The organism is Treponema bryantii (genome assembly GCF_900111035.1).
GTDB lineage: Bacteria > Spirochaetota > Spirochaetia > Treponematales > Treponemataceae > Treponema_D > Treponema_D bryantii_C.
Window position 1 is genome coordinate 397,169 of the sequence record NZ_FOFU01000002.1, and the last position, 26,141, is coordinate 423,309.

Genomic DNA, 26,141 nt, shown 5'->3' on the forward strand with positions numbered 1-26,141 from the left:
TCCATTTAAGAGCTTACCAAAATCTATACCAGGTCAAAAATATCTTATGCTTGATGCCGAACTTTTCCGGGTATTTTTCTTCCAGCATGGCACGATGTTCTTTATCAAACTGAAGCAGTTGTTCTTCGTTCATACTGGCCATCACACCACGACTTGCAAGCATTCGTCCATGCCAGCTGTCCCGTGTAAATGGAATTTCTGTTATGAAAGTCTCCAGCTGAGGATTTTCAAAATAGTGACGGCGTAAATCCTCAAGAGCACTTGCTGCCCCATGCCATGACGGATTGATTTTCTTTACCAGCGCATTACTGTCCTGAGTTACAGGTTCTTCCTTCATATAAGAAATATAAAGTTTTAAGAAAATGCCACCTTTTTTTATCAGTGATTTTATTTTTGGAACAACAATATCAGGATTAAAATACCAGAAGCACTGACATGCTGTAATTGCATCAAAAGAATGTTCCGGATAATTGAGTTCTTCAGCAGAAACTTTTTCATAATGAATATTATCCATTCCCAGAGAAAGATTTCTTGCAATCTCGAGCTGTTCTTCTGAAATATCTGTTGCGGTTATATCAGCCCCATACTTACAAAGATTTCTCGGGAAAACGCCGGTTCCTGTTCCAAGGTCCAGCCACTTAGTACCTTCTTTTCCAATTCCAAGAGAATACAATTTTTCAAAAAGATTCTTCGGATAAATATCCCTAAAACGCCCATAATATTCTGCAGTCTTTCCAAAATCAAAGGCTTTGCCGTTATCAACCTGAATCTTATCCAGCGTACCATTTTCCGGTTTGTATAAATCCTTACTCCGATACTTTATATCATATGGAACATAACTCAAAATCGGAATATCAGATTTTTCATACTCAGCCGGATTACAACCGAACTCTGCAAAGAATGCGCGCTGAAATCCATCAGGACTGTCATAGCCTGCTTCCAGAGCAACATCAAGAACTTTCCTCTTCTCTTCCTTAAGCTTCCGGGCTGCCTCAGAAAGCTTTGCCCGTCGGATAAAATCTGCAATGCTTATACCAACAGTTTCCTTAAAAATTCGGTAACACTGCCATTCAGAATAATCTGTACGGGCTGCGAGATTTTCTATAGTCAGATTTTCATAAAGATTAGAAAGAATATACTTCTGAATCTCAAAAACTTTTTCTTCTTTTTCACTGAACATATTTTGATTATACGCCTAAGCCGTCTGCTTTTCTCGACTTTTTTTGCAGAGAAAAAACAATTTAGTTTTTCGTAAAAATCAGATGATTAAAGAACGACACTTTTTTGAAATCGTCTATTGTTCCAACGCGGGTCTCCAGTTCGAGCATCGAGTTGTACCATTCATCGGTGTATTTGATTTCATTATTTGATGAGAGCCCGTAAAATGCACGGATTCCGTAGAGCTCTGAAAGTGTCATTTCGTTTCCGAAAAAGTTTGTAAGATATTCGTTAGTGTAAACATCGCGGTTTCCAAACATGCTGTCTTCAGGCTTTTCATCTAAGAGATCAAGCGCAGCTTTCGGATTATCTGTTAATACGGCACAGCCATAAACACGACCATAAAGATTATGCTTTATGATTGATAAGCGTCCTCCCGGTTTTAGAACCCGTTTCAGCTCTCCAAGAATCTCATCTTTATTTTCTACATATTCGAGAACATTATGACAGAAAATGAAATCATAAGTATTGTCTGCAACCGTTTTCAGATATTCGGGCCCCTGGGTAATCAGATTGTAGTCATCACTTTCAAAACGAAGTTTGTACATTTCTTCATTCGGCTCTAAGGCAATTACATCATGATTTTTCTCATAATGCATTGCAGTAATACAAAATCCCGCTCCAAAATCAAGAATCTTAAGCCTCTTGTCATTTGAGAATTTTAGCTGATTAAAGATTACATCGTAGAATATTTTGCCCCAAGGCTGTTCTACCATTTTCCGGTAGTTTTCGATTGGTGTAGACATTTTTAACTCCTTTCACACTTTTATATTTTTTTACACTATTGAGTCATTATGCTTCTGCTTAATTCATTGAAGATACATTCTATTGAATACTGATCCGGCGTTTTATTTTCAAACCAGCCGTCTTCAAAAAGTTTTTTTGCTGCATTTACGCCACGAGAATTATATACAGAAAAGTCTGCCAGCATACTTTCAAGTTTTTCATTATCCTGATTGTAAAGTATCTCCTTGATAGTCTGCAAGCCTCTCTGAACATCGCCATATAATGAAGGCATCCAGACTACATCAACATGTTTAGAAGCTAAAAAATTACTCTTGCTTAGAAGCTCAACTGCACCACCGTGATCATCGTGTGCACCAATAATCACTTTTCTGATTCCACCCATGACTAAAGTTCCTAAACACATAGGACACGGTTCAAGAGCCGCATAAAGAGTATATAATTTTACATTTGGATATTTAGTAACATCTAGATTTCTAACAGCTTCAACTTCTGCATGAGAAACGCGAGGATTCGGTATTTCTGTTTCACCGATTTTATTTCTTCCCACCGAGATAATATTTCCGGTTTCATCAACAATTACTGCTGCAATGGCTTTGCTTTTATGGCAGACAGATTCCCATTCCATTTCAAATATTTTCTGCCAGATAGTTTCCAGCTCTTGAAAGTCCATTTTTTACTCCTTTTACACTTTTTATAATTTTAGCACAGGGTAAATTACGTTTCTTGATATTTTTAATCATTTAAAAAGTCTAAAATTCTTTTATTTATATCGTCAATCTGTTCACCAACAAAATGAGGACGATGACCTCCTCCGAGTACTTTGTAGATTTTTGCAGATGGAACTTTTTCCAGTAATTCCTCACAAGTACCAAATGGATCATTTTCACCATTGATAAAAAATGCAGGACATTTTATATTTTTCCACTCAGCATCTGTTAGACTTGGGCTTTGCTGCCAGTCAGCAACTGTGTTTCGTAAGTATGTCTGCCAGTCGCCTCTATGTGCTTCATGGTGTCTGGATTTAATATCTTCAATGAAATCTATACTGTTATTCTTCAGCAGATTCTCCGGCAGGAAATCCGTTGCACCTTCCGGTCTGGGATAGGCAGCTCCTCCAATTGTAACCAGACTTTTAACTTTTTGCGGATATTTTGCTGCCATGTAACAACCAACGTAAGCACCGCAGCTATAGCCAATTATATGAGCCTGTTTGATTTCCAGTTTATCCAGAAACATTGCCATATCATCTGCAACCATCCGACTGTTCCATGTAAGGTCATCACATAGGGTTCTTCCATGCCCACGAAAATCAGGATATAAACATCTGTACTTACCTGAAAAAGGAATAATTTGTCCTGAAAATGCCAGTAAACCTCTGCTGAAATGGCTATGCAAAAACAGAACTGTTTCGCCCCTTCCAAACTCTTCATAATACAAGTTTAAATCATTTAATTTTACGTAAGGCATATAGTCACCTCATTTTAAATTTCAAGGGCAGCAAAATGGCCACCCCTGTTATATTACTTCTTCTTTACCGGAATCCAGATTGCACAGTGATAATCTGAAGTTGACGGATCGCCATCGCCATACCACTCGATGTTTACACGTCCCGGGAATTCAAAGTCAGGATTTCCAGGCAGCCACTCTTTCCAGATTTTTGTGTTTACATCCTGAAGTGCTTTTGGACATGGACCATAACAATCGAATATTGCCCAGTCAAAATCAGGAAGCTCGTAAACAGACATGCCTTCCGGAATTTCGCCGCCCTTGTAAAGACCTGCAACAAAATAGCGGAACTTGCCTTCGCCAATGTCATCAACACAAACACCGTATTCGCCGATATTGTTTTCTATGATTGCTTTTTCGTAGTTGTTAGACGGAGCTTCGCCACTCCAGACACGAGCTGCATATTTTTCGCGAATTTCATCCCAGAACTTTGGAATCTCTACATAAGAAGTTTCGCCGTCAAACTCGCGTGCAAAACCAATTACCTTAAAGCCAGCCATAGTTTTAATTTTGTAATCCATCTGATTACCTCCGTGAATAGAAATCTCAATTTTCAGAGGAAGAAATGGTTTTACCGGAGAGCCTTCACGCACCTGCGACGGACTCACACCGTGAAAGCGCGAAAAAGCCTTTGTAAAACTTTCGGGAGTTTCATAACAGTAACGGAACGCAATGTCGATTATTTTTTCATCAGTTTTCTGAAGGTCCAGCGCTGCAAGGTACAAACGTCGGTTTCGAATATACTCACCAAGCCCGTACCCCGTCATCAGCGAAAATCCTTTCTGAAAAAAGAATGAGGACATAAACACCTGATCCGCAACATCCTGCGCAGAAATGTCGTCTTCCAGATGCGCTTCCATGTAATCGATTGCTTTTCTAATACTGGTCAGCCATTCCAATGTCTTTTCTCCTCTGACAATTTTATTCTAAACGGAGATTATTTAGAATTCTTGTCAATTATTGTCTAGTTTTGTCCAGGAGATTATTCTCCCATTCCTAATTCATCCCAATCTTTATAAAGCTTTGTATAATCCAAGGTATACTCAATCAGTTTTCCGCGAGATACTTTTTCTACAAGCTTGCGGACGATTTTTTGGGAGATAGAATACAAATCATTTGAAACAGAAAAAAAGTCGTTTGAAAAAAGAGTTTCTTTTGGGTAATCGATTTTTATATTAGTATTATATGGCTGTTCTGCAAGATAAGTTGCGAGACCTTCGCCCATTATGAATGACATTTTACTGTTGTCTTTACAAAGCTGATTTTGACAGATGTGAACAAACTCATGAATCATAATTTTCTGGAAATCTTCAATAGAATCATTTTTATGTACCTGAGTTTTTTTGTATTCATCATAAGCGAGTACATAAATAGACGGGCCGTTAGCACAACCAACTATATAATCCTGATATTGTGTGCCAGATATGTTTTCATAAAACTTAATCCAGTCATCTAGTTCTGAATAAATCTGAATGTTCACATGGTTGTCTAATTTCTCTATTCCCCAGAAATCAAGAATACGCTGAAAATTTTTTGAAAGAGCCTCGTTTATTGTCTGAACAAGTTTTTCACTTTTTTTGTCGTATTCGATTGAATACACATCACTTTCATAAATCATTTTTTTATCTCCTCAATATAAATTCATAGTCAATATATTTGCCGGAAAACGGCGTTTCATTATTTTCCCGTTCACTAACTTTTACAAAACCCACACTCTCATAATTTCTTTGATTATTCTGACTGCCTCTGCAAGCTGCGCATGTCCTAAGCCCTGCCCTTTGCATTTTATCAGAATGCAATTATGGCCTATTTCAACATAATCAGGACTGTGTCCCGGATCCCAGGAAATGTGACCGACAGGCCCACCATCAAGAAGTGTGATAAAAGAAAACTTCTCTGCCGCTACAGGATTGTTATATAAAAAATCATCGTATTCTTTCCAAGTAGTATCCCAGATCTTTCTACATTCTTCATTAAATGAATAGGCATCTACCAGTTGATTATATAATGTGCCACGGGGAAAATCTGTTGTCTTTTTGAACTCTATCATTTGGACCTTTTGATTATAAAATTAAACCATATATTTTGGTTTGATTATCTTAGTATAAATAACAATAAGAACTGGAACACCAATAAAAGTAAAGATACCAATAAACACACCCGAAATCAGTACACTTGCGAAAGCTGTAGATGCAGGAATCAAAAATAAAATGCCATAAACAATCCACATGATTCCATTTGCACGATTATACTTTTTAACATCACTTACATCTTCCGGAGAAATCTTATCACCCGACCAGAAGTTTGCAGGAGTCTTGCTGTGGTAATAAAACAACCCACCCCCTGCGTATAGTAAGAACATAAAAATACAAACTGCAAACATGATGATCTTTTCCATTATTTTCTCCTGATAACTTTTTATATCGCCTTGCTCATAAACATTTCCATCGGCTGTTCAAAACCTGGAATATTCATCACAAGACTACCGCAATCATTATAGCCGTTTTTTCTGTAAAAGTGCTGGGCGGATTCATCTACCTGAGTTGAAGTTAGAACCATACCGTAACCCTGGGATTTCATATCCTGTTCCCAGTGGTTTAGAAGTTGTTTTCCATAACCCTTATGCTGTTCCGACCAGTCAACAAAAAGCATTGTACAAAACGGTGTGTTATCCCAGAACAAATTATATCGTAAAAGTCCAACAGGCTTGTCGTCTGCAAAAAGCACATAACCTTGTTTACGTTGAACTTTGTTTTCGAATTCTTTTTCGGGTAAGTGTTTGTCGAGTGAGTACCAGAAGGCTTTATCTTTTGATGTTACGTATTCTATTTTTGTCATTTTACTTAATTAATTATCCTACAATATAACATTATAACATAACTTTTCTTTTTCGGAAAAAATATGATAAAATAGTTAAAAAAGGAGCCCACCATGAAACATCACTACAAAGAAATGCCAGAAAACTTAAAAGGCACCTATGCCGATTACTCGCACAATTTCGGTTTCAACTGGAAGGAATTTGTTATGACAGTTCCGTCTCCGCTGCTTCTGGTTACAACATACAAATCAAACGGAATGCCGAATGCCTGCATGCAGTCCTGGGCGACTTTTACTTGTGCAAATAAAGGCAACGGCTATTATGCAATTCTGGCGAGCGTAAATAAAAACGGTCATTTTTATAAATCTCTCAAAGAAACTGGCGATGCAGTAATCAATTTTATGTCGGCAGAAATTTTTACAAAATGCATGGCAACCATTAAAAACAATCAGTTTGAGGTTGATGAGATTACTGCCTCTGGACTCACTCCTGGCAAGGCAAGCTGGGTAAATGCACCGCTTGTTGAAGAATGTTTTATGAATCTTGAAAGCAAATACGTTTGGGAAAAAGAAATTGCACCAGGCGATGACCATGTGCTGCTTTGTCTTGAAATTATCGGTGCTCATATTGACGACGAACATCTTTCTGATCGTACAGGAGAAAATGGAATTCTCTTCAATATTCATCATCAGCAGAACCCAGAACTCACCGAAAAAACAGGACACGACTGGGCAGCTGTACTTTCAAAAAAGATTGATATGGGAGAATACTAAAAAATAGAATTAATTTCCTCTCCACTCTTCCAGAATCTTCAAACCTTCTTCAACATCATAGCCAAGAACTTCCTGGATTTTTTCGAACTTCTTTTTGGAATGAATGGTGTCCATAACTTTGAGCAATTCTTTTTTGTCATGTCTTTGAATGAACAGTGCCATCACTCTTATAGCGTTAGTATCTTTACCCAACGCGTAAAAGCCTTTCTTACAATTATAAAGCTCGTCACATTCATAACAGCCGTCGAGGCCTTTTTCCTTGCAGCAGGCAGTATTCGGGCAAACTCCATCCGGCGAAGAAATTGCATAAGAACAGGTATTGTAAATTGTTCTGCATGAACCACACCAGGAAGTCAAAAAGCAGTGTCCACACGAAAGCCCGCAGTAAGCAATCTGATCTACACCTTTCTTTGCCTGCTGGCACAGTTTATTTTTGATACGCTGCATTGCTTCAACATGCATAATCCAGTGACGCGAGAATGGCATCTGTATCAAACCTTTGATATTTTTACCGCACCAGTAATCTATCAGCCACGACGCACGCTCGTCAGAACTTACACATTTACTTTCGACAAGTCTTTCTCTATCCTCACCTGTAAACGTTTTTTTCAAGTCTTCAAACTTCAAATGTTCCAACATCTCATTTGTAAAATCCATCACAGCCTTGCAGTAATCATAAGTTGCCTTGATATTAAGCTTCTTTGAAAACTCAATCAGTGTGTCACCAGCAAGTTCGTTGCCGGTTGTGATGATTGGACTGGATGTTTTTTCCTGCCAGCCGCCATCAAAAAGAATCCGCTTATTTTTCAAAATCAATTCGTGGGAAACAATATCTTCAATGCGGAAAGTATGCCAGAGGGACCACGCAAGGGTTGTGCAATGGTTCCCCTCGCCGTCTCCGAAAGGCAGCTGGTAAAAAGCCACCGGTGGAAAAGTTTTCACAATGAAAGAAATCTGTTCAAAAAGTTCGGTACGCAATTCAATCAGCAGCTTTATGCCTTCATCAAAAGTTGCTTCCTTTGAAATGAGAGCCTGCATTTTTTTATTTTTTTCAGACCAGTCTTTATTCATCTAAGCCTCCGCTAATCACTCTGCCTCTTTACAATTTTCAAGAATCCGCGCCAGCATCTCTTCAAACTGAATTATTTCATCATCAGAAAATCCCTTGTAAAAAATTTTATTCATCTGAGTTGAAACCTTCTGAATAATCTTTGCAAATTCCTGTTCTTTTCCGGTAAGGGAAATCAAGGTAGAACGCTTGTCCGTTTCAGATGATTTTCTTTCAACATATCCATCACGTTCAAGCCTATCGATAATCCCCGTTAATGTCGATTTATCCAGACTCGTTTTTTCGCAGAGAGTTTTGATTGGAACACCATCTTTTCCCCATAATGCAAAAATGATTCGTCCACGGGCACCTTCTAAATCTGCCATATCGTTTTCGCGTAAGATTTTATTCCAGACTCTTCCGCAAACCTGATGCACCTGAGACAGAAGAGTTCCACCACGTGTTTTCTTTACCATTAGTTTATGTTCCCAAAACAATGCGGACTGGCATTGTACCAGCCTTCAATTTTTGTAGAAGTAAATTTGAGCACAGTGTAGTCAGGATCAGTCTTTCCCTTATGATAATAAATAAGCCAGCCAGTCTGCCACAAATCTTCTTTAAGACTCTGGTCAGTTACTTCTTCGATTGTTCCAGTAGCGCAGATTCCCTTGAACTTTTCCGGCTCACAAAAATAAAGCGCCGCATTATGATTGTTTCTAATTCGCTCAACCTTTTTAGAAGACGTATTAGTTGTAAAATACATAGTCAACTTTTCACCCTCGACAATCAGCGTCTTGCCTTCTAACTTCTTATACTTCTTCGGGTTACAGAGATTCAGCAATGCACGGATTTCAGGCCGACCTTCCTTATCAACAGTTGCAAGATAAGCCGCTTCAGATTTCTGAATAATCGAAATTACATCTTTCATTTTTCATACCTCGATTTTTAATATAGTTTGCATACAAACTATATTAAATCACAACAAATAAACTGTCAAATTTTTCTTACCAAGACTTTCAACGCACAAGCTCACTAATCATATCCCAGTCAAAACATCTCTTATAATTCTGATTTGGAAACTCACATTCCCTATTCCACGGACGGTCAAAGACCATAACCTTCAAATCTGGAAGATGGTTTAAAAACTTAAAAGCCGCCGGAGAATCTTCAACTGCAAAATCAAAATGCATTTTGTAATAATCTTCAAGTTCAAGATTAAAACTGCTTCCCTTTATAAAATTATCCCGACCATATTTATTAAGACAATACAAATTAACACGTTCCAGTCCGTGCACATTCAGCCATTCCCGAGAGGCCTCGTAAGCACTGAAAGGACGTCCGGTTATTATTTTTACATCATGTCCCTTATCAATCCAACTGTTAATAGTTTTGATTGCCCCTGGAGTCTCCTCATAAGCAAGCAGCACATCCTTCGTATGTCCTTTAATCATCATCTGATCATACTGCTCATCTGTCAAAGAAAAAGATTGCTGCAAATTAAAATATTTAATCTTCTCATAAGGAATATCAAGCCCAAAAAGTTCATCAACAAGTTTAGAAAAATGCCGTGCCGTCTCACATAAACAATCATCAAAATCAACATAAATAATCATAATTTCACTATAAAACTTTTCCTTCGTAATATCCAATCATTTCATATAAATAGCAATCTTCTGAAATCAATTTTAATTTTTGTCATAAATTTTTGGCTTGCCTAAAAAGAAACCTTGCATAAGTGTTATTGGATAATTTTTGAGATAGTCATATTCTTCCTGGGTTTCAACACCTTCCGCTAGAATTATAATATCTTTCTTCTGCAGGTAATTACAGATATCAATCAATGTTTTTTGATTTGTGATATTTGTATGAATATTTGAAATTAGTTTGCGGTCAATTTTTACAATATCGGGGTTATAGAAATTGATACATTCCTCATCGATATTTTTTCCAGTACCGTAGTCGTCAATTGCTACAAACTCACCTGTCTGAGATCTTTTAAACTGTGAAGTTTTTTTATAGTGGGCATGACTGTCAAACTCTGTGTATTCGAGAATTTCTAGTACAAGGCGTTCTTTTAATCTGTGCTGTACCAGCTGATGTACTTTTTCAAGCATTTCATCTGAAACAAAGGCTGAGGGAAATGAATTTAAGAAAAGTTTTCCTGTAAGATTATTTTCTAAAAAATGTTTTGCTCCATAATAGGTTGTAAACTCTTCAATTTCATTTAGCCGATTGTGACGGGCATATTCTGCTATGACTTCCATTGGTGTATAAGGTGTAGGTCTCATGAGTGCTTCATAGCCATAAATATTGCCTGTCTCAATTTCGAAAATCGGCTGATAAGCGAAATTAATCTTCTCCGGTTTTGACATCAAGTCAAAAATTACAATATCTTCTTTGCACATTACTATAAGTATAGCATAGTATTGAAAATTTACACTTTTTAATTTGTTTCATCTTTTATTTAGCTTTTGACTTTGTGATAACCGGAATCAAAAGAATCATCAAAATCAGAACGACAGGGAAAGCAGTTCCAACCAGTAAACCTGCTTTTAGGTTGTTGCTGAAAATCTGTGAAATGTTTCCAACAAGAGCAGGCCCTGCTGCGCCACCTAAATCTCCAGACATGGCGAGCATAGCAAAAAGCGCTGTTCCGCCCTTAGGGATTCTTGGAGAGCAGATACTGATTGTTCCCGGCCACATGATTGCTACTGAGAAGCCGCAGAGAATACAGCCCAGAAGTCCGAGCATTGGAATTGAAGAAAGAGATGCAAGCAGATAACTTACGACACACAAGGCTCCTGAAAAAATCATAAAGCGCATAAGGTTAAGCTTGTGACCGAACTTTCCAAAGAATGCGCGGACTGTTCCCATCGCAACTGCGAAGAGACATGGACCTGCAAGGTCGCCAATATTTTTTGAAAGCCCGAGAGCCGACTCTGCAAATGCCGAAGCCCACTGTGCCATAGAAAGCTCGGAAGCACCTGCGCAAATCATAAGGATGATTGCCACCCAGAAAAGTGGAAGTTTGAACAACGCCACAAGCCCCATTCCCTTTTCACCACCATTAGGCTGTTCAATCGGACAGGTTGCAAAATTGTAAATGTTATAAAGCGGAATTACTGCCCAGATGCAGGCAAGGATTTTCCAGTTGCCAATACCAAGGAACTTAAAAAAGAGCGTAGAAATAACAATCACTCCTACAGAGCCCCAGCAGTAAAATGAATGCAAAAGACTCATAACAGCTTCCTTGTGATCAAAAGGACATGCCTCTACAATCGGGCTTCCAAGCACTTCGACCAGCCCGCTTCCAATTGCGTAAACGACAACACTTATGATGATTCCGACAAACGGATCAGGAAAAAGCTCCGGCAGAAAAGCAAGAAGAATAAGGCCCGCAGCAGAACACAGACAGGAAGTTATGATGCATTTTCTGTAGCCGATTTTATCTACAACCTGAGCACAGATTATATCTACGACAAGCTGTGTAAGAAAAAACACAGCTGGTATAAGTGCAATTTTTCCAAGCGAGACCTCATAACTTTTGTTGAACATCAAAAACAAAAGCGGTGTAAAATTCGCAGTAATCGCCTGAGTAATAAATCCAAGATAGCAGGCAAGCAGTGTTTTGTTATATTTCTTTGAGTTCTGTGTCATGGGAATCTCCTTGTTGATTTTAAGATATCACAATCCAGCTCTTTTGTATCGTATTGAAAATCTTATCATCAATTTTCAACTCACCGATTAACAGCGGAGAAACTGGATTATGCGCTTTCATATTTTCCAGAACCAGCTTTGAATCTGCATTTGCATAACAATAACGGCACAAATGACCACAGGAATTGTATGCACCTATATCGCCGTTTAAAAAACAGGCACATTCTTTTCTTGCTGAATTCTTTTTCGGAATCTTAAGCTTTTTACCGACAGCATTTTCAAGAACTTCGATAGTCTGACAACCGGAACAATCTGCCCCAAACTGCTCCAGTTCTTTTCCTTCAGCACAGGGGCGCAAAGTCATTCCATATTTTGCAGCAATTTCTACAAAAGCTTTTCCGAGAGTCAGTCTCTCTTCCCTATTCACTTCTCTTGCTTCAGGAAAATTTCTTCGCACTTTCGGATACAAATCAATAAAGCTGATTACAGCTGTTTTCGTTGCACCACACAATCTGCGTGCAATATTTTCAAAAGCCTTAAGGTGATATGGAATCGTATATTTTTCAGAAATAAAAATCGGGTCGTATCTCCAGCCAACTTTGTCAGCTCCAAGTCGTTTTCCAAGTTCAATAATCCCATCTGCAACTGCAGCTTTCTCCGGAACGTTCGGTTCAATTTCCTTACCATAAGGAGTGAGCGAAACATACCACCACTGGTTATATTTCGAAAGCTCATTCCATAGTTCTTCATTTTTCAAAACTGGCAGAGGATTCTTTGTGCAGAAAGTAATCAAATCTACAATCTGAGGATTCAATTCATAACTCGAAACAGATGAAGGATAAAACGGATTTCTCACCATCACATATCCTTCTTTAAGCCGGTTCAAAAACCACTGAGAATAAAAAGCCGGTATGTCTGTTCTCTGCCCAGTCTGAATTATCATATCTATAATTATATCGTAATGACACGTATTTTATTCAATGACTTTCAAATAATCCTATGTTATACTTAAAAAATAAGTAAAATGTCTTATTCAATCATAAGTTTACTGGCATTAATACTCAACCTCATTCTAAACCGAGAAACTCTTATAAATGTTAAGAGCCGGTCCGGTGAACTGAAAACTGAACAGAAGTTTATTACCCGTTACCGACAATTTCTAATTATTTCGAACTTTTACTTCATTGTCGATTTTGGCTGGGGTCTTTTGTACGAATATCACGACATCGATGCTCTCTTTCCAATTTTATATTCCGATTGTGTTTTCTATTTTCTGCTTATGTTCATGACAATGCTGACATGGATGCGTTCTATTGTTGCTTATCTGGACAAGAAAGGTCGCCGCAGCAAAGTTTTGCTTTGTGCAGTATGGACAATGTTCACGCTTGCACTTATATATCTGATGATCAATCGTTTTCATCCATTTATTTTTTCTTTTAATGAGAAGCATGAATACGTAACCGAATCGGGTAGACATATAGCTTTTATTCTTCAGATTATACTTTATTTTGTGACTACAATTTATATGTTTTTTATAGCCCTCAAATCAAAGGGTACAGAGAAAGCAAGGTATAGAGCGGTCGGGCTGACTTGTTTTGTGATGAATTTGTTCCTGATATTACAAATTTTTGATTACAGATATCCTTCTTACGCTACGGGGCTTATAATCGGAATCTGTGTGATTCACTCCTTTGTCGAAGCCAGTGAAAGAAAAGAAAAAGAGATCTATGATAATATCGCATCATGTATGGCAGAAGATTACGAAGCAATGTACTACATCAATATAGAGACTGGAGAATACAGGGAATTTTCAACCAGCCAGAAATATGATTCTATGAATGTTCCGGTTGCAGGCAAAAATTTTTATACTGAAACTCAATTAAATATTGAAAAATATGTACACCCCGATGACAGGGAATTTGCTAAAAACCTGCACTTAAAAGAGACAATGTTAAAAAATCTCAAAGGTAAAGAATCATATTCTTATAAATACAGGATAATGATTAACGGACAGCCCCGACATTTCCAATTTACAGTAATGCTTGCAAATGATAAGAGGCATTTTGTTCTGGGCGAAAAAGATATTGAAGATGAATTTACCGCCGAAAATATGCGGCTCGAAAATCAGAAAAAGAATGTTACCTTCACTCAGATTGCAGAAATCCTTGCTGTCAATTTTGACGTAATTTATTATGTTGATGCAAAAGACTCCAGTTATATCAGTTATGAATGCAGGAATATTTATGGACAATTAGATATGCAGAAATCGGGTGATGATTTTTTTGCTGATTCTAAAATTGATATCACAAAAATTGTTCATAAAAATGACCGCGACCTGCTGACCAATTTTATCAACAAAGATTATATAATCAGTGCGCTTACAGATAAGAAAAGCTGCAGCGTAGATTATCGTATTGTAACATTCAAGCAAACGCATTTTGTCAGAATGACAGTTCGAAAAACTTTGGATGACACTCATTATATCTTTGGAATCGAAAATATTGATGATGAAATCAAAAAAGAAAAGCAGCATCTTAAAGCACTGAATACAGAAAAAGAACTAGCCAGACGCGATGAGCTGACAGGTGTAAAAAATAAAACTGCCTATAACGAACTGGAAAAATCGATTCAGGATAATATCGACAACGGAATGGATTATCTGCCTTTTGCACTTATTGTATGTGATGTAAATAACTTAAAGAAAATAAACGATACATTAGGTCATGTAGCCGGAGATGAATATATTAAAAAATCAGCAATGCTTTTATGTAATACATTTGTACACAGCCCTGTATTCCGAATTGGTGGAGACGAATTCGTTCTGTTCCTTGCTGGTGATGATTTTGCAAACAGAGAAAAACTTATAATCAGTTTGCGTTCTCAAGTTCAAAAAAATCTGCAGTCAAAATCAGGTCCAATCATTGCTTCCGGAATGACAGATTATAATCCCGAAACAGATACTCTTGTAACAGAGGTATTTAATCGGGCTGACAAAGAGATGTACAAAAATAAACGTGAACTAAAGAAAGAAGAGAATCAGCTTAAGAATTAAATTTTCTTCTGAAACCATTTAAGATCGTACCAGCGATCAAATTTTTTCCCGATTCCAATCATATGAGCTGCTTCTCTGTAGCCCTGCTTCAAATGGAACTTTGGGCTGTCCTGTGTAAGATACTCATCTTCCGTTTCTATAAAAGCTGTTCCTGCCAGAAGATTGATAATTCCCATTTCTTTTAAACGAGCTTCCAATTCTCTATAAAGCAGTGTTCCTGCCCCCTGCCTTCGATAATCTTTATCAACATAAATGGAAGTTGAAACTGTCCAGGAATAAGATTCTCGTGAACTGTACGCACTGGCATAGACATAGCCGATTATCTTTCCATCTTTTTCGCAAACAAGATATGGATATTTCTTTTTTGTATTTCTGATTCGTTCTTTGAATTCTTTTAAGGTTGGAACATTATATTCAAACGAAACCACTGTATTTAAAACATAATGACTGTAAATCTCTAAAAGTCTTTCAGCATCTTCAATCTGTACATCTCTGATTTTTAATTCGCTCATTTTTTTCTCCAGTAATATTGTTATAGCAGTTTACGAATTATTTCTCTATAAAAAGATTCTTTAATGCGTTTGATATTTTATTTTTTTTCTGATCTGGATGTCCATGTTTTTAATCCGCGTTCAAGTCCTTCATATAAAGCACTTCATCTTCAACAACTTTTCCCATTACAGTCTTGGTAAAAGATTTTACAAAGGTCATACCATTTCGTTCTGCTACATGGCGGGATGGAAGATTGTCAGACTTCATATAAGAAATGATTTGTTTCACTCCCCTGTTCTTTGCGTAATCTGAACAGGCACGGGCTGCTTCAGTTGCATACCCCTTTCCGCGGTATTCTTTTCTAAGATGATAGCCGATTTCATGAAACAAATCATCTTCCACCTGCTGCATTGTGATTCCGCAGTCGCCTATAAATTCGTCTGATTCTTTTTCAATTACAGCCCAAAGTCCAAAGCCATATTTTTTGTAATTATCAATATTCCATTTTATCCAGTGCTCAACTTCTTCCCTCGAAAAAGGATGTGGATAAAATCTCATAGATTGTGGATCCGAAAGCACAAGAGCAAGTTTATCGGTATCGTCCAAAGTTAGTTCCCGTAATTTTAGACGTTCTGTTTCAATTATGTAATTCATTTTTAATTCCTGCAAATCCATATTCCCGTATATTCTTTTATTACATTCAACTGCTTTTGAATTATATCATTCTTCATTGAATCACCAAAAAAGGCACCCATTATTTTTCCAGCATCTTCATAATTGTTGAATTTATAATCTGTTTGAATTATGTGTTCCTTAAAACCATTTTCAACAAGTGCTTGGTAAAATTTAGAAAGCTTTTCTCCCGGAGGATTTGGAGATTCAACATTCGTTCCCAATGTTTCAATGAAAATGATTTCCTTTGCGCGTTTTTTAGTTTCGCTGATAAGATACTGAATAGTCTGATCTCTATTTTCATTTTCCTGAACAACCAGATGACCGAAACTCCAGCCTTCAATTATTATGTCAAAGGTATTTTCAATAGTATTTAATTTACTGTTATCAAGAACTGAATATTCAATTTTATCCGTCCACTTTGATAAGTTCTCTTTTGCTTTATCTAGCATATGCTGTGAATTATCATACGCAAAAAGTTTTTTCGCCTTGTCGATGTAGTTTCTGGAAACACGTCCGGTTCCTATTCCAAATTCACCGACAACTTTATTTTCCCACTGGATATTGTCATTCAAAAACTTATAAAGATTGTTTTCGTAATCTTCATGATTTACTAATTCATCATATAAATCTGAAAAGTTTTGATAGACATCGAACATGTTTGACATAAATTGACTCCTGTTTTTTAATCGAATATTATTCTATAACAACATCTGCTGTTTCCAGACAAAATTGTTTCTATACATTCAATTTTGAATTTTCGGTCTGGTACAAGAGTCTGAAATACATATATCATACTTTGTCTCGAGCATTCACAAAGCTTGCTTGATTTTATTTCAGCCTCGGTATACAAGGGACAGCCACATTTTGTGAAAATAAGCTCATAGACTTTTCCTGATTCTATAACTTTTCCAGCAAGTTCTTTCTGTTCATTAACCTGCAAAAAGAATTTATCCAGATTGCCGTTGCATTCAGAAAATAAATCTCTGTAAAAATATTTTAATGCATCACAGGCACACTGCTGGGCGCACTTGGAAAATAATCGCGAACATTCTTCTGTACCCATTTTTTCAAGGCCATCATTTAAACCTTTAAACCAGTTATTAAAAAACTTTGTATCCATATTTATCCTTTTTGAGATTAAGCATTTTTACAGTTTCTTAAGGAACGAATGTTTTGTATCCTTTTCGAAACCGTTTTCTTTATAAAAGTTTAATGTAGTTTCGCGGTTTGAACCTGTTTCCAAAAAGATTTTATAACAATTCTTGTTCTGTGCAATTTTAATTGCTTCCTGCAAAAGCATAGATGCAAAACCTTTTTTACGATAATCCTCGTGGGTAACTACATTTTCTACAACTGCAAATGAACGCACGTTATGAGTGAGGCTCGGAATAATTGCAAGCTGTACGGTTGAAACGACACGATTATCTTCCTCAACTACCAGGAGATATAAATTTTCGCTTCTATTCATTTCATTGATAAGCTTTTTCCAGACCTCAATGTCCTGTTCTTCTTTGGGCGGATACTGTGTAAGGAAATTGAAATACAAATCCTTAATATCAAATACGTCTTTTTCTTCGGCTTGTCTTATTAACATTTTTTAACTCCTTTTTGTACTACTTATGTACTTAAATTAAATTCCCATAATCACGTTTCGCATAAAAAATACGCATTATGTAAACTTCTTTTTTATCATCATTAATCAAATATAGTGCTATATAATTTTTGTAGAAGATAAATCGATGATATCCTTCTGACTGTAAAAATGAATCTGGACTTAAAGAATACATATATGGATTTTCTGCAATATTATTTGTCTCTTCAATAAATTCTTTAAGGAGATTATCAGCAGCCTGTTTATTACAGAGCGTATTGGAAATATAAGTTACTATTTCTGATAAATCTTCCTCTGCCTTTTGCATAAGATGAACATTATAAGCCATGCGATTTCCTTATTCTTGAAACCGCATCTTCAACGGAAGAGTAGTTTCCATTTTTCAGGTCCTCTTTTGCTTCTTCTAATTTTCCATAAACATTTGCAAGGAACATATTTTTTTCGTAAGTTTCCATGCTCATTATTACCATATCGCCATAACCATTTTTTGTTATGAAAATAGGTTCTTTGTCTTCATGACACAAATTAGAAATTGCTGTTGTATTTTTCAAATCTCTGATTGGAACTATTCTTGGCATATTTTCACCTCGTGGGATTATTATACCACGACATATAAAACTATGTCCATTAAAATACGCAAATTCAAAAATTCTTCCATTTCGGGATTCCAAATATATGTCATTTCAATATTTGGATTTATAGAACTATCATATTTTGTACCTTTATAAATATCAACTATTTCAATTTCTATATTTTTAATTTTCTTTGATAGAGAAATCTCATTTCTTTTGTATATTACCCCCAAAGTTTTATAATCCAAACTTTTTTGAAACGAGTTCTAAAGTGCCCTGAACACCTAATTTTTCGTCACGGAGAATTACGTTGAAGCCGGAGTTTAGGAGGCGGTTGTAATTTTCCTGAGAATTGATGAGTTCGAGGCCTTTGCGATAATTTTGGAGGGCGGCTTCGGGATCGGGCTCTTCCATAATCAGCTGATATAAAAACTGCTTTTCCTTATCGGGACGTTCGAAAAATTTTCGGACAGAAATATCCGGGTCGGAAAGCATAATCAGGACATGGTCGTGTTTTGCAATTTTTCGCAAGGTTTCTATTGAGATATTTGTATCGACGAAAATCTTTTTATTCTGCGAATCTTCTTTTTTAAGCATGTCCTCCAGAATCCGTAGTTCGAGGATTTCGCACTCTTTTGCAGCACCGTTAATCCATGCAAGATATTCTTCCGGGCTTCGTCTGATAAACTCGTGCCAGTCCTGCAAATCACGTGTATATGTAACGTATGGAAATTCCTTTGCATCTAACTCGGGCAGTAAAACATCATGATAGTTTTCCTCGCAGGCAATACCGTTGTATTTTTCTGCAAGCAGTTTAACCATTGTAGATTTTCCTGCATAAGCAGTTCCGGTTATAAAATAAACATTTTCAAAAATCATTTTGTAAACTCCGTATTCTCATCTGGCTGTGATTCTGCTTCTACCCAGAAAGGTTTGAAACCGCAGTCGAGAGCGGTTTTCCAGGACGGAAGATTTGCAAGACTCGTACCGTAATATGGAATTGCTCCGCGACGGAAAGTTTCGTTTCGTAAAAGTGTTACGAGAGATTTTGCGATTCCACGGCCACGGTATTCTGGTAAGACGTCGATTCCAATCTGCCACAATTCTGGTGTATCTGCTGAGCAGCCGGCCATTCCCATACTTTTATCGCCATCCATTGCAACTACTGCAAGTACGTCGGGACGCTCTGGTTTGAACTTGTCGCAGATTGCGTTCGGAAAGTTTTCGTTTCCGTAAAAGGGAGTGATATCATTCTGCTCAAGCCATTTGATTTTCAGGTCAGTTTTTACATCTATCAATTTTGCTTCTGGCACAAACATGTGATGAGTCAACGCCATTTTATAACCATGCTTTCTAAGCTCTGTTTCTAGTTCGAAATAATTATGCTGCTCGAACAGCCAGATTCCCTGTTTGCCTTTTACCCAGTTTGTAAGCCAGGGATGTATTGATTCATCAGCTGAAATTACTGTGTTCTTTCCAAGAGTCGCCATCTGCAGGAAGAAGGGCTTATCTGAAAACTTTCTGCGGTCTGGATGCTGGTGCTCAGTGGTTATTATATTTTCTGTTTTATCAAAATCCTGCGGCGAACAATTAAACTCGACCGCAAGCTGATTTTTTATCTTTTCTTCAATTTCTTTTTTACCTGGATTAAAACTCATTTTTACCTCTGATTTGATTATATCAGAAAAATCCGCCAACACCACAATTTTTGTCACTCTGCCGTTACATTTTTGCAGCCAGAAAGCGGTGTAAATAAATCATCTTCTGTGTTACCTTATAGTCAGCGAGGTGAATATGATTTTAGGTGAAAAACTCAGCTTACTCAGAAAGCAAAACGGATATTCGCAGGAAGAACTGGCAGATAAACTGCACATTGCACGTCAGACTGTAAGCAAATGGGAAAACGGGCTTGCCGTTCCGGAACTCGACGGGCTCATTGCTCTGAGTAATCTTTATCATATTCCGATTGACCGCATTGTAAAAAATGATGATGACTGTAATATTCCCCTGACGGAAAATGAAGATAAAACTGACCGCACAGAACTCATCCGATTCCTAATAAAAGCAAAGCAGAAAACCTACGCAGGACACGGAGCTGAGGTTGCTCCCAGCCGCCCTGCTTCACACGATTTAAAATATGAAGAAAAAACTCCGGCTGGTGAACTCCTTTACATAGACACTTATCTTGGTGGAAAGGATTTTGCTGGTGAAGAAGCTGTCTGGAAAGATGGAGTACCGCTGTGGTCTATGAATTACTACGGCCGGGTAACAGGAGAGCCGTTCTCTGGAGATTTTCTAAAGGCAGCCCTTTTTGAAGTTCCAGCTGATAAGCCTTACCGCGGTCCAGACATTTTCCGGCAGGGAGATTATACCTACCACTGCCAGACCAACGGGGACTTTAACTGGTTTCAGGGTTATGAAGATATCTTCTATCTGGATACAAAGATTTACGAATTACATTTCCATGGCGGGATTATTGTATAAACGAAGTACCTGAAATGCTGACGGCGGAACAGCCCGCCTACTGAATCTCAATTCCTGTCATATCAACACCAAAGCCGGTAAGCACACCTTTTATTTCTTCGGTATAGGCAAAAACATCAGGCTCATAGCCGACACCCTCGCCCTTCCATTTTCCATCATCGGGAATACCGCAGATTATTGTTGGAATCCAGCCCCATACATTATTCTTGTGTATTGATTTGCATTCACCATATCTTTGCATTCCGCCGGTAAAAGTGCCGACAGTTGTAATGTCCAGCTTATTTACGTATTTCCCGGCAATCATCCACATTTCGGCGGCAGAAAAACTGTATTTATCCTGAAGAATGTAAATCTTTCCTTTATAGTTTTTATTGATGAGTGATTCAAAAAACCGAACCTGCTGCATCTGGCCGCCACCATTATTTGAACGCGGATCAAGAACTATATAATCATATTTACAGGCCTTTGAGGCGGCTCTTGGAAATTCTTTCCAGTAAGGATTATTAAAATCTTTTGTACTTTCTGAACAACTATTAAAGCGGATGTAATAAGCGTTTGAAGTTGCTTTCTCAAAATAGGTGACTATAGGATCAATACTTTTTTTGCTTTTTTCATCTGTAACAAGATTCTTGAACTTCCATTCAAGACATCCTTTTTCACCCCTGTCAATTGTTATCGAGAAATGATAATCAAAAACGTATTTATCTAACAGAGCAAAGAGTTCTCCAACGTTTTGGCATTCATCAATCATCTTGAGTTTAAAACCCTTTTCTTTCATTTCTGTAAAACCAATGTAGGTAGTTCTAATCATAGTAGAAACTGCAGACTTCTCTTGTTTTGTAAGAGAAAAAAAGGAAAAGTCGTATTGTTTAAAAGCATAGCCGGGTTCCCATGTATTTGCTTCAGTGATAGGCCCTTCAGCGAAGCCCCACCAGCAATTATTATCACTTCCCCACGAAAGATTGTATTTGATATTATCTGGATCTATAAGTTCATACGAAAAAGTCTTTTCTGACTTGGGAGCCACATGCAGTTCCTGTGCTGAATCTCCCTGAAAAACTGTAAGCCAGACTTCAAGATCTGTTGTGTTTATTACCTTTGTTTCAAATGCAAAAATACTGCTGAAAAGTAAACAGATAATAAAACTTGTAAATAATCGCTTTGATGTTTTCATTTATAACCTCTCTTCTTTTATTCTACCATAAATTGTTCCCCCCAGGAACACATTGCATCCAGAATTGGAATCAGCGACTGACCAAGCTCCGTGAGACTGTATTCAGTTTTTGGAGGAACAACCGCGTAGACCTTACGGTTAATCAATTTATCATCCTCAAGTTCATGAAGCTGCTGTGCCAGCATTTTGTCTGTTATCTTTTTGATTTTTCTTTTGATTTCATTGTAGCGCAAAGTTTCATCTTTCAGATGATAGAGAATAACGGCCTTATACTTGCCGCCAATTTTGCTGATAGTTGCATCTACAGGACAGTTATATTTATTCATAGCTTATACTTTCCTTTTGGATAGTATATAACAAAAAAGTACATTCTTGTCAAACCGATTTAATATGCTATAATGACGGCGACTAGTCGTAATAAATATTTTTGGAGAAATATTATGAATTTTTTGAATCTTGCTAAAAATCGTTTTTCTGCCAGAAAATATCTGGATAAGGAAATCCCACAGAATGTTCTTGATGAAATTCTTGAAGCCGGCCGAGTTGCCCCAACTGCTGCTAATTTACAGCCAGCCAGAATCATCGTTATTAAATCTGCAGAAGCTAAAGAAAAGCTTGCAAAAGCTGCAAATATTTACAAAGCACCGGTAGCTTTACTCGTTTGTGCTGATGCTTCAAAAGCATGGAAACGCCCATTTGATGGACATCAGACAATTGATATCGATGCCTCAATCGTAACTGATCATATGATGCTCAGTGCCGCTGATAACGGAGTTGGTTCTGTATGGATCTGCTATTTTAAGCCGGATGTTATCAAAGAAGAGTTCAATCTTCCAGATAACCTTGTACCGGTAAATATTCTTGCCCTCGGCTATACAGAAGAAACAACAGACAGCAACCGTCACGCGACAGCAAGAATCCCTATGGATGAGCTGGTGTCTTATCTGTAATTGCTCCTGGTAATTTTCCACACAAAGCGCTGAATAAACTCTTGTTTCGTGATATTCTATAGACAAACATGAAGTCAATTTTTACAATTCGTGTGGAAAAACCGCGCGATTAAGGAACAAATATGGCAAGCATTTTGATTAAAAACACAACCCGAGAACAGCGCGAGCAGATTGTCCGCGAGTCGCTTGGTGATGAATATGATGTTGGCTGCGGATACGAATCTACAGGTATCAACTATCAGCTTTATATTGACGGTGTAAAAGAACTCCGCGAACTCAATATGGAAGCAAACTGCGGCTTTGAAGTAGCTCATCCGGAAGAAAGAAAATCCGGCTGCAATATGATTTAAACTGATATAAAAAGAGGACAGAAAATGGTAAAGCACATCATCTTATGGACATTAAAAGAAATGAGTGATTCTGAAAAAGAATCAGTAAAAGCCGGAATCAAAGAAGGTCTCGAAGGCCTCAAGGGAAAAGTCCCAGGCCTCGTAGATATCAAAGTAATCACCAGCGGCCGCCTCGCTTCTTCCACTGCCGACCTTATGCTGGACTCAAGCTTTGAATCAGAAGAAGCTCTGAAAGAATATTCAAAACATCCGGAACACGTTGCCGTGGCTGACAGCAAGGTTCGTCCTTATACTGCAAGCCGTTCATGCCTTGATTTTGAGGTGTAAAAAATGAAACTCTTCGGTAACAGTAAAAAGCAAGAGCCTGCCGTACATTTCAATCCCGAAACTCAGTATGCCGTAATCCGCTCTTCAATCTGTACCGGAGAAAAAGTCGCCGGCTTCAAAAACAAATCCGACGGCCACTTCACCGAAGTAATGCTCATCCGTTCTGCTGCGGATGAAAAAGAATTCAAAGAGACATACGGTGTTGAATCGGTGTAGGTGGAGTATTAGCAATGTTCTTCAATTAGAACTGAACAAGGTTTAATATTTCCATCGTATTTGTAACCGTAAATTCCTGCCCATAATCCTGCGATGGCCCGCCTGAGCGGTTTATCAGAATTGAATGACAGCCGATATTTTTTGCAGCGTTAACATCTCGGGATGTGTCGCCAATCATAACCATGTTTTCTGGTGCAATTCCAAAATGTTCAGAGATGTCTCTAAGTCCTTTTGGATTTGGCTTTTTATATCCGCATGAAAGAGACGAAACATATAAATCAAAATAAGGAAAAAGTGGCGATACATAATTCTTGTGCATAAGATCGGGCATGCCGGTCGCGACATCTGTCATAGCTGCAATCTTAAATCCGGATTTTTGCAGCTTCTTCAGGACAGGAATCGAATCATCATAAATTACTGGCTCAAGATGAAGGGACTCAAAAAAGACATCGATGATTTTGCTGATTGGAAGAGTTGTGTTCCACCCTTTTATGATATCTTCAAAAATTATTTCCGGATCAATCTCCTTTTCTCGAGGATTCACTGCCGGGTTATAATCTGTAAAAATCTGAACTGAAGCTGCAATCTGCTGATCGGACAGGCCGAGCTCTAATTTTTCATTTACATACTCAAAGGATGTTTTATAATACCCGGCCCAGCTCAGATGCATGCCCTTATATTCCATCAGAGTTCCACCCAGGTCAAAGACAAATAGTTTTATATTATTCAGCATTCTCTAAATCTCCAGCGACACTGCAGAATAAACTGCATCACGCAAGGTGGTCCATTTATTATCTTTTTCAACTTTTGCAAAAAGAGTTCTGTCTCCAAATGCATCAAAGTTATTTATCTTTGCAGTGAAGGCCAAGCCTGTCGATATGACATCCTGCTCTATTGATTTAGCCAGGTTTTCAGTTGAATATTCTTCAGGCAATCTGAATGGCGGAATCAAAGTAACATGAATCGGAGTTAAATGTCCGGAACGGCAGCCGTAAGCCTCGTTCATATAACGGCGGCAATCTTCAAGTGTAAGGGTAATATCCTCTGGCGTAAGAACTCCAATAAAATGTGTCTGCTGTGGAAGGTTTTGTTTTTTCATATTTATCTGATTATATCATATTTGAGATATTTTGAAATTAAACTACAATTTTAATGCAAAGCAGCTTACTTCTATGCTACAATCCTAAAGAGATATAATTATGAAACATATATTCCACGTACATACATTCAGATGCAAGCATGGTTCCAATGAAAGTGACGAAGAGTTTATAAAAGAAGCTTTATCTTTAGGAGCTGAAAAAATAACTTTTACAGAGCATTGTCCATTCCCGGAAAATCCGTTCAACAACCGTATGGAAATAGAACAGCTTTCTGAATATATTGAATCGCTAAAAAATCTACAAATAAAATATCAGGGACAGATTCAAATAGAAACAGGTCTTGAAGTTGAATTTCTTCCTTCAATGATAAATTACTATAAATATCTGTATGAATTAAATCTGCATCCTCTAATTATCGGGCAGCATTTTTTTCAGCATCCGGATGGAACTTATAGTTTTGATGACAAGGACAAATCTGATGAATATATCGGCTGTTGCAATGCAATGATAGAAGGAATGAAAACCGGATATTTTAATATTGTTGCTCATCCAGACAGATTCTTTCGTCGTTGTAAAAAATGGACACAAGAGCTAACTGATATTTCAAACAAACTTATAGCCACCGCTTCTCAATACAATATCATTCTCGAAAAAAATCTTTCGTCATATGAAAAACATATCGAAAAATCCCATCATATTTTCTGGAGAAAAGAATTCTGGAATCTGGTTGAATTGTATAATCAGACAACATCAAATCCAATAAAAACTATTATTGGTTTTGATGCCCACTCAACAGAACATATGATTAAACGAATGGAATATATTGAATTATTAAACCAGAAAAAATAGAAACCTCGGAATAAAAGGATTCAAATAAATGAAAGTAATCATACTAAACGGACCGATGGGGGTTGGAAAGACCGCTGTTGGCAAATACATTGCAGAACATACTCCGGGAACAGCCTTTATTGACGGCGACTGGTGCCTCGACATTCATCCTTTTGTTGGGAACCGCGAAACCAAGACTATGGCCGTGGACAATATTCTTCACATGATCGGCAACTATAAAAAATGTTCTGAATGTAAGATGATTGTCCTGGTCTGGCTGATGGATAATGAATGGGTCTACAATTCGATAATCGAAGGCATCAAAAAACTGGAACTGGAAATAAAATCCGTTACCCTGACCTGCAATCACACAACCCTTACCGACCGCTGGCACAATGACAAAGAATGCCCGTGGCGAACAGACGAGTGGCTAAAAGTCAGCACAAAATCTCTTGATTATTTCTCGTCGCTGGGCAATACTCTTGATACAACCAATCTTTCAATAAAAGATGTTGCTGAAAAAATTATAAACGGATAGTTCC

Annotated in this window: 37 protein-coding genes and 1 pseudogene; 9 read left to right on the forward strand and 29 right to left on the reverse strand. The window is 37.6% G+C overall.

From position 1 onward, the window contains the following. Positions 1 to 13: 13 nt before the first annotated feature. The 9 genes from BMY21_RS05035 to BMY21_RS05075 form a co-directional block, all read right to left on the reverse strand. Positions 14 to 1,180 (reverse strand): helix-turn-helix domain-containing protein, encoded by a 1,167-nt coding sequence (locus BMY21_RS05035; protein WP_083379690.1) that lies wholly within the window; start codon positions 1,178 to 1,180, stop codon positions 14 to 16. Positions 1,181 to 1,241: 61 nt separating this feature from the next. Further along, positions 1,242 to 1,964 (reverse strand): class I SAM-dependent methyltransferase, encoded by a 723-nt coding sequence (locus BMY21_RS05040; protein WP_074641486.1) that lies wholly within the window; start codon positions 1,962 to 1,964, stop codon positions 1,242 to 1,244. 35 nt (positions 1,965 to 1,999) lie between these two features. Continuing rightward, positions 2,000 to 2,635: a nucleoside deaminase gene (locus BMY21_RS05045; RefSeq protein ID WP_074641488.1), complete on the reverse strand. Its 636-nt coding sequence runs from the start codon at positions 2,633 to 2,635 to the stop codon at positions 2,000 to 2,002. Between the two features lie 62 nt (positions 2,636 to 2,697). Continuing rightward, the gene (locus BMY21_RS05050; protein ID WP_083379692.1) at positions 2,698 to 3,432 is read right to left on the reverse strand and encodes an alpha/beta fold hydrolase; all 735 of its coding nucleotides are present in this window, start codon (positions 3,430 to 3,432) and stop codon (positions 2,698 to 2,700) included. Between the two features lie 53 nt (positions 3,433 to 3,485). After that, on the reverse strand, positions 3,486 to 4,370 hold the full coding sequence (locus tag BMY21_RS05055; protein WP_074641490.1) for an AraC family transcriptional regulator: 885 nt from the start codon (positions 4,368 to 4,370) through the stop codon (positions 3,486 to 3,488). An 83-nt stretch (positions 4,371 to 4,453) separates the two neighbouring features. Next, positions 4,454 to 5,089 carry a hypothetical protein gene (locus BMY21_RS05060; protein ID WP_074641492.1) on the reverse strand — a complete coding sequence of 212 codons (636 nt, stop codon included), beginning with the start codon at positions 5,087 to 5,089 and terminating at the stop codon, positions 4,454 to 4,456. 81 nt (positions 5,090 to 5,170) lie between these two features. Further along, complete coding sequence (locus BMY21_RS05065) at positions 5,171 to 5,521, reverse strand: hypothetical protein (protein ID WP_218141027.1); 351 nt, start codon at positions 5,519 to 5,521, stop codon at positions 5,171 to 5,173. 21 nt (positions 5,522 to 5,542) lie between these two features. Continuing rightward, positions 5,543 to 5,869, reverse strand: coding sequence for a hypothetical protein (locus BMY21_RS05070; protein WP_074641493.1), 327 nt, complete (start codon positions 5,867 to 5,869; stop codon positions 5,543 to 5,545). Positions 5,870 to 5,889: 20 nt separating this feature from the next. Then, positions 5,890 to 6,309, reverse strand: a complete 420-nt coding sequence (locus BMY21_RS05075) for a GNAT family N-acetyltransferase (protein WP_074641495.1) — start codon at positions 6,307 to 6,309, stop codon at positions 5,890 to 5,892. Positions 6,310 to 6,402: 93 nt separating this feature from the next. On the opposite strand from BMY21_RS05075, the gene BMY21_RS05080 reads away from it, so the two are divergent. Continuing rightward, complete coding sequence (locus BMY21_RS05080; protein ID WP_083379694.1) at positions 6,403 to 7,062, forward strand: flavin reductase family protein; 660 nt, start codon at positions 6,403 to 6,405, stop codon at positions 7,060 to 7,062. A 9-nt stretch (positions 7,063 to 7,071) separates the two neighbouring features. Here the strand turns inward: BMY21_RS05080 and BMY21_RS05085 are convergent, their stop codons facing one another. From BMY21_RS05085 to BMY21_RS05115, 7 genes are all read right to left on the reverse strand, one after another. Continuing rightward, entirely contained in the window at positions 7,072 to 8,133 is a 1,062-nt protein-coding gene (locus BMY21_RS05085) for a DUF3795 domain-containing protein (protein WP_074641497.1), read from the reverse strand. 15 nt (positions 8,134 to 8,148) lie between these two features. Then, positions 8,149 to 8,586, reverse strand: a complete 438-nt coding sequence (locus BMY21_RS05090) for a MarR family winged helix-turn-helix transcriptional regulator (RefSeq protein ID WP_074641499.1) — start codon at positions 8,584 to 8,586, stop codon at positions 8,149 to 8,151. Continuing rightward, positions 8,586 to 9,038 carry a pyridoxamine 5'-phosphate oxidase family protein gene (locus BMY21_RS05095; protein ID WP_074641501.1) on the reverse strand — a complete coding sequence of 151 codons (453 nt, stop codon included), beginning with the start codon at positions 9,036 to 9,038 and terminating at the stop codon, positions 8,586 to 8,588. Before BMY21_RS05095 ends, BMY21_RS05090 begins: the two co-directional genes overlap by 1 nt. 88 nt (positions 9,039 to 9,126) lie before the next feature. Then, positions 9,127 to 9,723: a 5' nucleotidase, NT5C type gene (locus BMY21_RS05100; RefSeq protein ID WP_074641503.1), complete on the reverse strand. Its 597-nt coding sequence runs from the start codon at positions 9,721 to 9,723 to the stop codon at positions 9,127 to 9,129. Between the two features lie 72 nt (positions 9,724 to 9,795). Beyond that, positions 9,796 to 10,515 carry an EAL domain-containing protein gene (locus tag BMY21_RS05105; protein ID WP_074641505.1) on the reverse strand — a complete coding sequence of 240 codons (720 nt, stop codon included), beginning with the start codon at positions 10,513 to 10,515 and terminating at the stop codon, positions 9,796 to 9,798. 55 nt (positions 10,516 to 10,570) lie between these two features. Continuing rightward, the gene (locus tag BMY21_RS05110; RefSeq protein ID WP_074641507.1) at positions 10,571 to 11,767 is read right to left on the reverse strand and encodes an MFS transporter; all 1,197 of its coding nucleotides are present in this window, start codon (positions 11,765 to 11,767) and stop codon (positions 10,571 to 10,573) included. A gap of 19 nt (positions 11,768 to 11,786) precedes the next feature. After that, positions 11,787 to 12,710 (reverse strand): DUF1848 domain-containing protein, encoded by a 924-nt coding sequence (locus tag BMY21_RS05115; RefSeq protein WP_074641509.1) that lies wholly within the window; start codon positions 12,708 to 12,710, stop codon positions 11,787 to 11,789. An 81-nt stretch (positions 12,711 to 12,791) separates the two neighbouring features. Here BMY21_RS05115 and BMY21_RS05120 point away from each other — a divergent pair, with 81 nt between their 5' ends. Further along, positions 12,792 to 14,819 carry a diguanylate cyclase domain-containing protein gene (locus tag BMY21_RS05120; protein ID WP_074641511.1) on the forward strand — a complete coding sequence of 676 codons (2,028 nt, stop codon included), beginning with the start codon at positions 12,792 to 12,794 and terminating at the stop codon, positions 14,817 to 14,819. Here the strand turns inward: BMY21_RS05120 and BMY21_RS05125 are convergent. The 9 genes from BMY21_RS05125 to BMY21_RS05170 form a co-directional block, all read right to left on the reverse strand. Beyond that, positions 14,816 to 15,331 (reverse strand): GNAT family N-acetyltransferase, encoded by a 516-nt coding sequence (locus BMY21_RS05125; protein ID WP_074641513.1) that lies wholly within the window; start codon positions 15,329 to 15,331, stop codon positions 14,816 to 14,818. The genes BMY21_RS05120 and BMY21_RS05125 overlap by 4 nt on opposite strands. A 109-nt stretch (positions 15,332 to 15,440) precedes the next feature. After that, positions 15,441 to 15,965 (reverse strand): GNAT family N-acetyltransferase, encoded by a 525-nt coding sequence (locus tag BMY21_RS05130; protein ID WP_074641515.1) that lies wholly within the window; start codon positions 15,963 to 15,965, stop codon positions 15,441 to 15,443. Between the two features lie 2 nt (positions 15,966 to 15,967). Further along, positions 15,968 to 16,651, reverse strand: coding sequence for a methyltransferase domain-containing protein (locus tag BMY21_RS05135; RefSeq protein ID WP_074641517.1), 684 nt, complete (start codon positions 16,649 to 16,651; stop codon positions 15,968 to 15,970). Between the two features lie 17 nt (positions 16,652 to 16,668). Next, on the reverse strand, positions 16,669 to 17,106 hold the full coding sequence (locus BMY21_RS05140; RefSeq protein ID WP_074641518.1) for a hypothetical protein: 438 nt from the start codon (positions 17,104 to 17,106) through the stop codon (positions 16,669 to 16,671). Positions 17,107 to 17,133: 27 nt separating this feature from the next. Further along, positions 17,134 to 17,580, reverse strand: coding sequence for a GNAT family N-acetyltransferase (locus tag BMY21_RS05145; protein WP_074641520.1), 447 nt, complete (start codon positions 17,578 to 17,580; stop codon positions 17,134 to 17,136). 31 nt (positions 17,581 to 17,611) lie between these two features. Then, positions 17,612 to 17,905 carry a type II toxin-antitoxin system RelE/ParE family toxin gene (locus BMY21_RS05150; protein WP_256210263.1) on the reverse strand — a complete coding sequence of 98 codons (294 nt, stop codon included), beginning with the start codon at positions 17,903 to 17,905 and terminating at the stop codon, positions 17,612 to 17,614. A 10-nt stretch (positions 17,906 to 17,915) separates the two neighbouring features. Next, positions 17,916 to 18,176, reverse strand: a complete 261-nt coding sequence (locus BMY21_RS05155; RefSeq protein ID WP_074641523.1) for a type II toxin-antitoxin system Phd/YefM family antitoxin — start codon at positions 18,174 to 18,176, stop codon at positions 17,916 to 17,918. Positions 18,177 to 18,407: 231 nt separating this feature from the next. Beyond that, positions 18,408 to 19,049 (reverse strand): hypothetical protein, encoded by a 642-nt coding sequence (locus BMY21_RS05165; RefSeq protein WP_074641526.1) that lies wholly within the window; start codon positions 19,047 to 19,049, stop codon positions 18,408 to 18,410. Beyond that, entirely contained in the window at positions 19,046 to 19,828 is a 783-nt protein-coding gene (locus BMY21_RS05170) for a GNAT family N-acetyltransferase (protein ID WP_074641527.1), read from the reverse strand. The genes BMY21_RS05165 and BMY21_RS05170 overlap by 4 nt, the downstream gene beginning before the upstream one ends. A 136-nt stretch (positions 19,829 to 19,964) precedes the next feature. Here BMY21_RS05170 and BMY21_RS05175 point away from each other — a divergent pair, with 136 nt between their 5' ends. Beyond that, on the forward strand, positions 19,965 to 20,654 hold the full coding sequence (locus BMY21_RS05175) for a DUF5680 domain-containing protein (protein WP_074641528.1): 690 nt from the start codon (positions 19,965 to 19,967) through the stop codon (positions 20,652 to 20,654). Between the two features lie 37 nt (positions 20,655 to 20,691). Here BMY21_RS05175 and BMY21_RS05180 read toward each other — a convergent pair whose 3' ends face one another. Continuing rightward, positions 20,692 to 21,828 (reverse strand): S41 family peptidase, encoded by a 1,137-nt coding sequence (locus BMY21_RS05180; RefSeq protein ID WP_074641529.1) that lies wholly within the window; start codon positions 21,826 to 21,828, stop codon positions 20,692 to 20,694. Positions 21,829 to 21,845: 17 nt separating this feature from the next. Beyond that, positions 21,846 to 22,154, reverse strand: a complete 309-nt coding sequence (locus tag BMY21_RS05185) for a winged helix-turn-helix transcriptional regulator (protein WP_074641530.1) — start codon at positions 22,152 to 22,154, stop codon at positions 21,846 to 21,848. 114 nt (positions 22,155 to 22,268) lie between these two features. Here BMY21_RS05185 and BMY21_RS05190 point away from each other — a divergent pair, with 114 nt between their 5' ends. The 4 genes from BMY21_RS05190 to BMY21_RS05205 all read left to right on the forward strand — a co-directional run bounded on the left by BMY21_RS05190 (position 22,269) and on the right by BMY21_RS05205 (position 23,671). After that, positions 22,269 to 22,778: a nitroreductase family protein gene (locus BMY21_RS05190; RefSeq protein WP_074641531.1), complete on the forward strand. Its 510-nt coding sequence runs from the start codon at positions 22,269 to 22,271 to the stop codon at positions 22,776 to 22,778. 122 nt (positions 22,779 to 22,900) lie between these two features. Continuing rightward, positions 22,901 to 23,128: a hypothetical protein gene (locus BMY21_RS05195; protein ID WP_074641532.1), complete on the forward strand. Its 228-nt coding sequence runs from the start codon at positions 22,901 to 22,903 to the stop codon at positions 23,126 to 23,128. 24 nt (positions 23,129 to 23,152) lie between these two features. After that, a complete protein-coding gene (locus tag BMY21_RS05200; RefSeq protein ID WP_074641534.1) occupies positions 23,153 to 23,455 on the forward strand; it encodes a Dabb family protein in 303 nt (100 codons plus the stop codon). Positions 23,456 to 23,458: 3 nt separating this feature from the next. Further along, the gene (locus BMY21_RS05205; RefSeq protein WP_074641536.1) at positions 23,459 to 23,671 is read left to right on the forward strand and encodes a hypothetical protein; all 213 of its coding nucleotides are present in this window, start codon (positions 23,459 to 23,461) and stop codon (positions 23,669 to 23,671) included. Positions 23,672 to 23,696: 25 nt separating this feature from the next. On the opposite strand, the gene BMY21_RS05210 is transcribed toward BMY21_RS05205, so the two are convergent. Together BMY21_RS05210 and BMY21_RS15655 are read right to left on the reverse strand one after the other, a co-directional pair. Then, complete coding sequence (locus tag BMY21_RS05210; protein WP_074641538.1) at positions 23,697 to 24,404, reverse strand: HAD family hydrolase; 708 nt, start codon at positions 24,402 to 24,404, stop codon at positions 23,697 to 23,699. Positions 24,405 to 24,422: 18 nt separating this feature from the next. Further along, positions 24,423 to 24,770 (reverse strand): annotated as a pseudogene (locus tag BMY21_RS15655) (2'-5' RNA ligase family protein); the annotation flags it as partial. A 100-nt stretch (positions 24,771 to 24,870) separates the two neighbouring features. Between BMY21_RS15655 and BMY21_RS05220 the strand changes: the two are divergent. Together BMY21_RS05220 and BMY21_RS05225 are read left to right on the forward strand one after the other, a co-directional pair. Next, positions 24,871 to 25,620: a PHP domain-containing protein gene (locus BMY21_RS05220; RefSeq protein ID WP_074641540.1), complete on the forward strand. Its 750-nt coding sequence runs from the start codon at positions 24,871 to 24,873 to the stop codon at positions 25,618 to 25,620. A 28-nt stretch (positions 25,621 to 25,648) separates the two neighbouring features. Next, positions 25,649 to 26,137, forward strand: a complete 489-nt coding sequence (locus BMY21_RS05225; protein WP_074641542.1) for an AAA family ATPase — start codon at positions 25,649 to 25,651, stop codon at positions 26,135 to 26,137. Positions 26,138 to 26,141 lie beyond the last annotated feature (4 nt).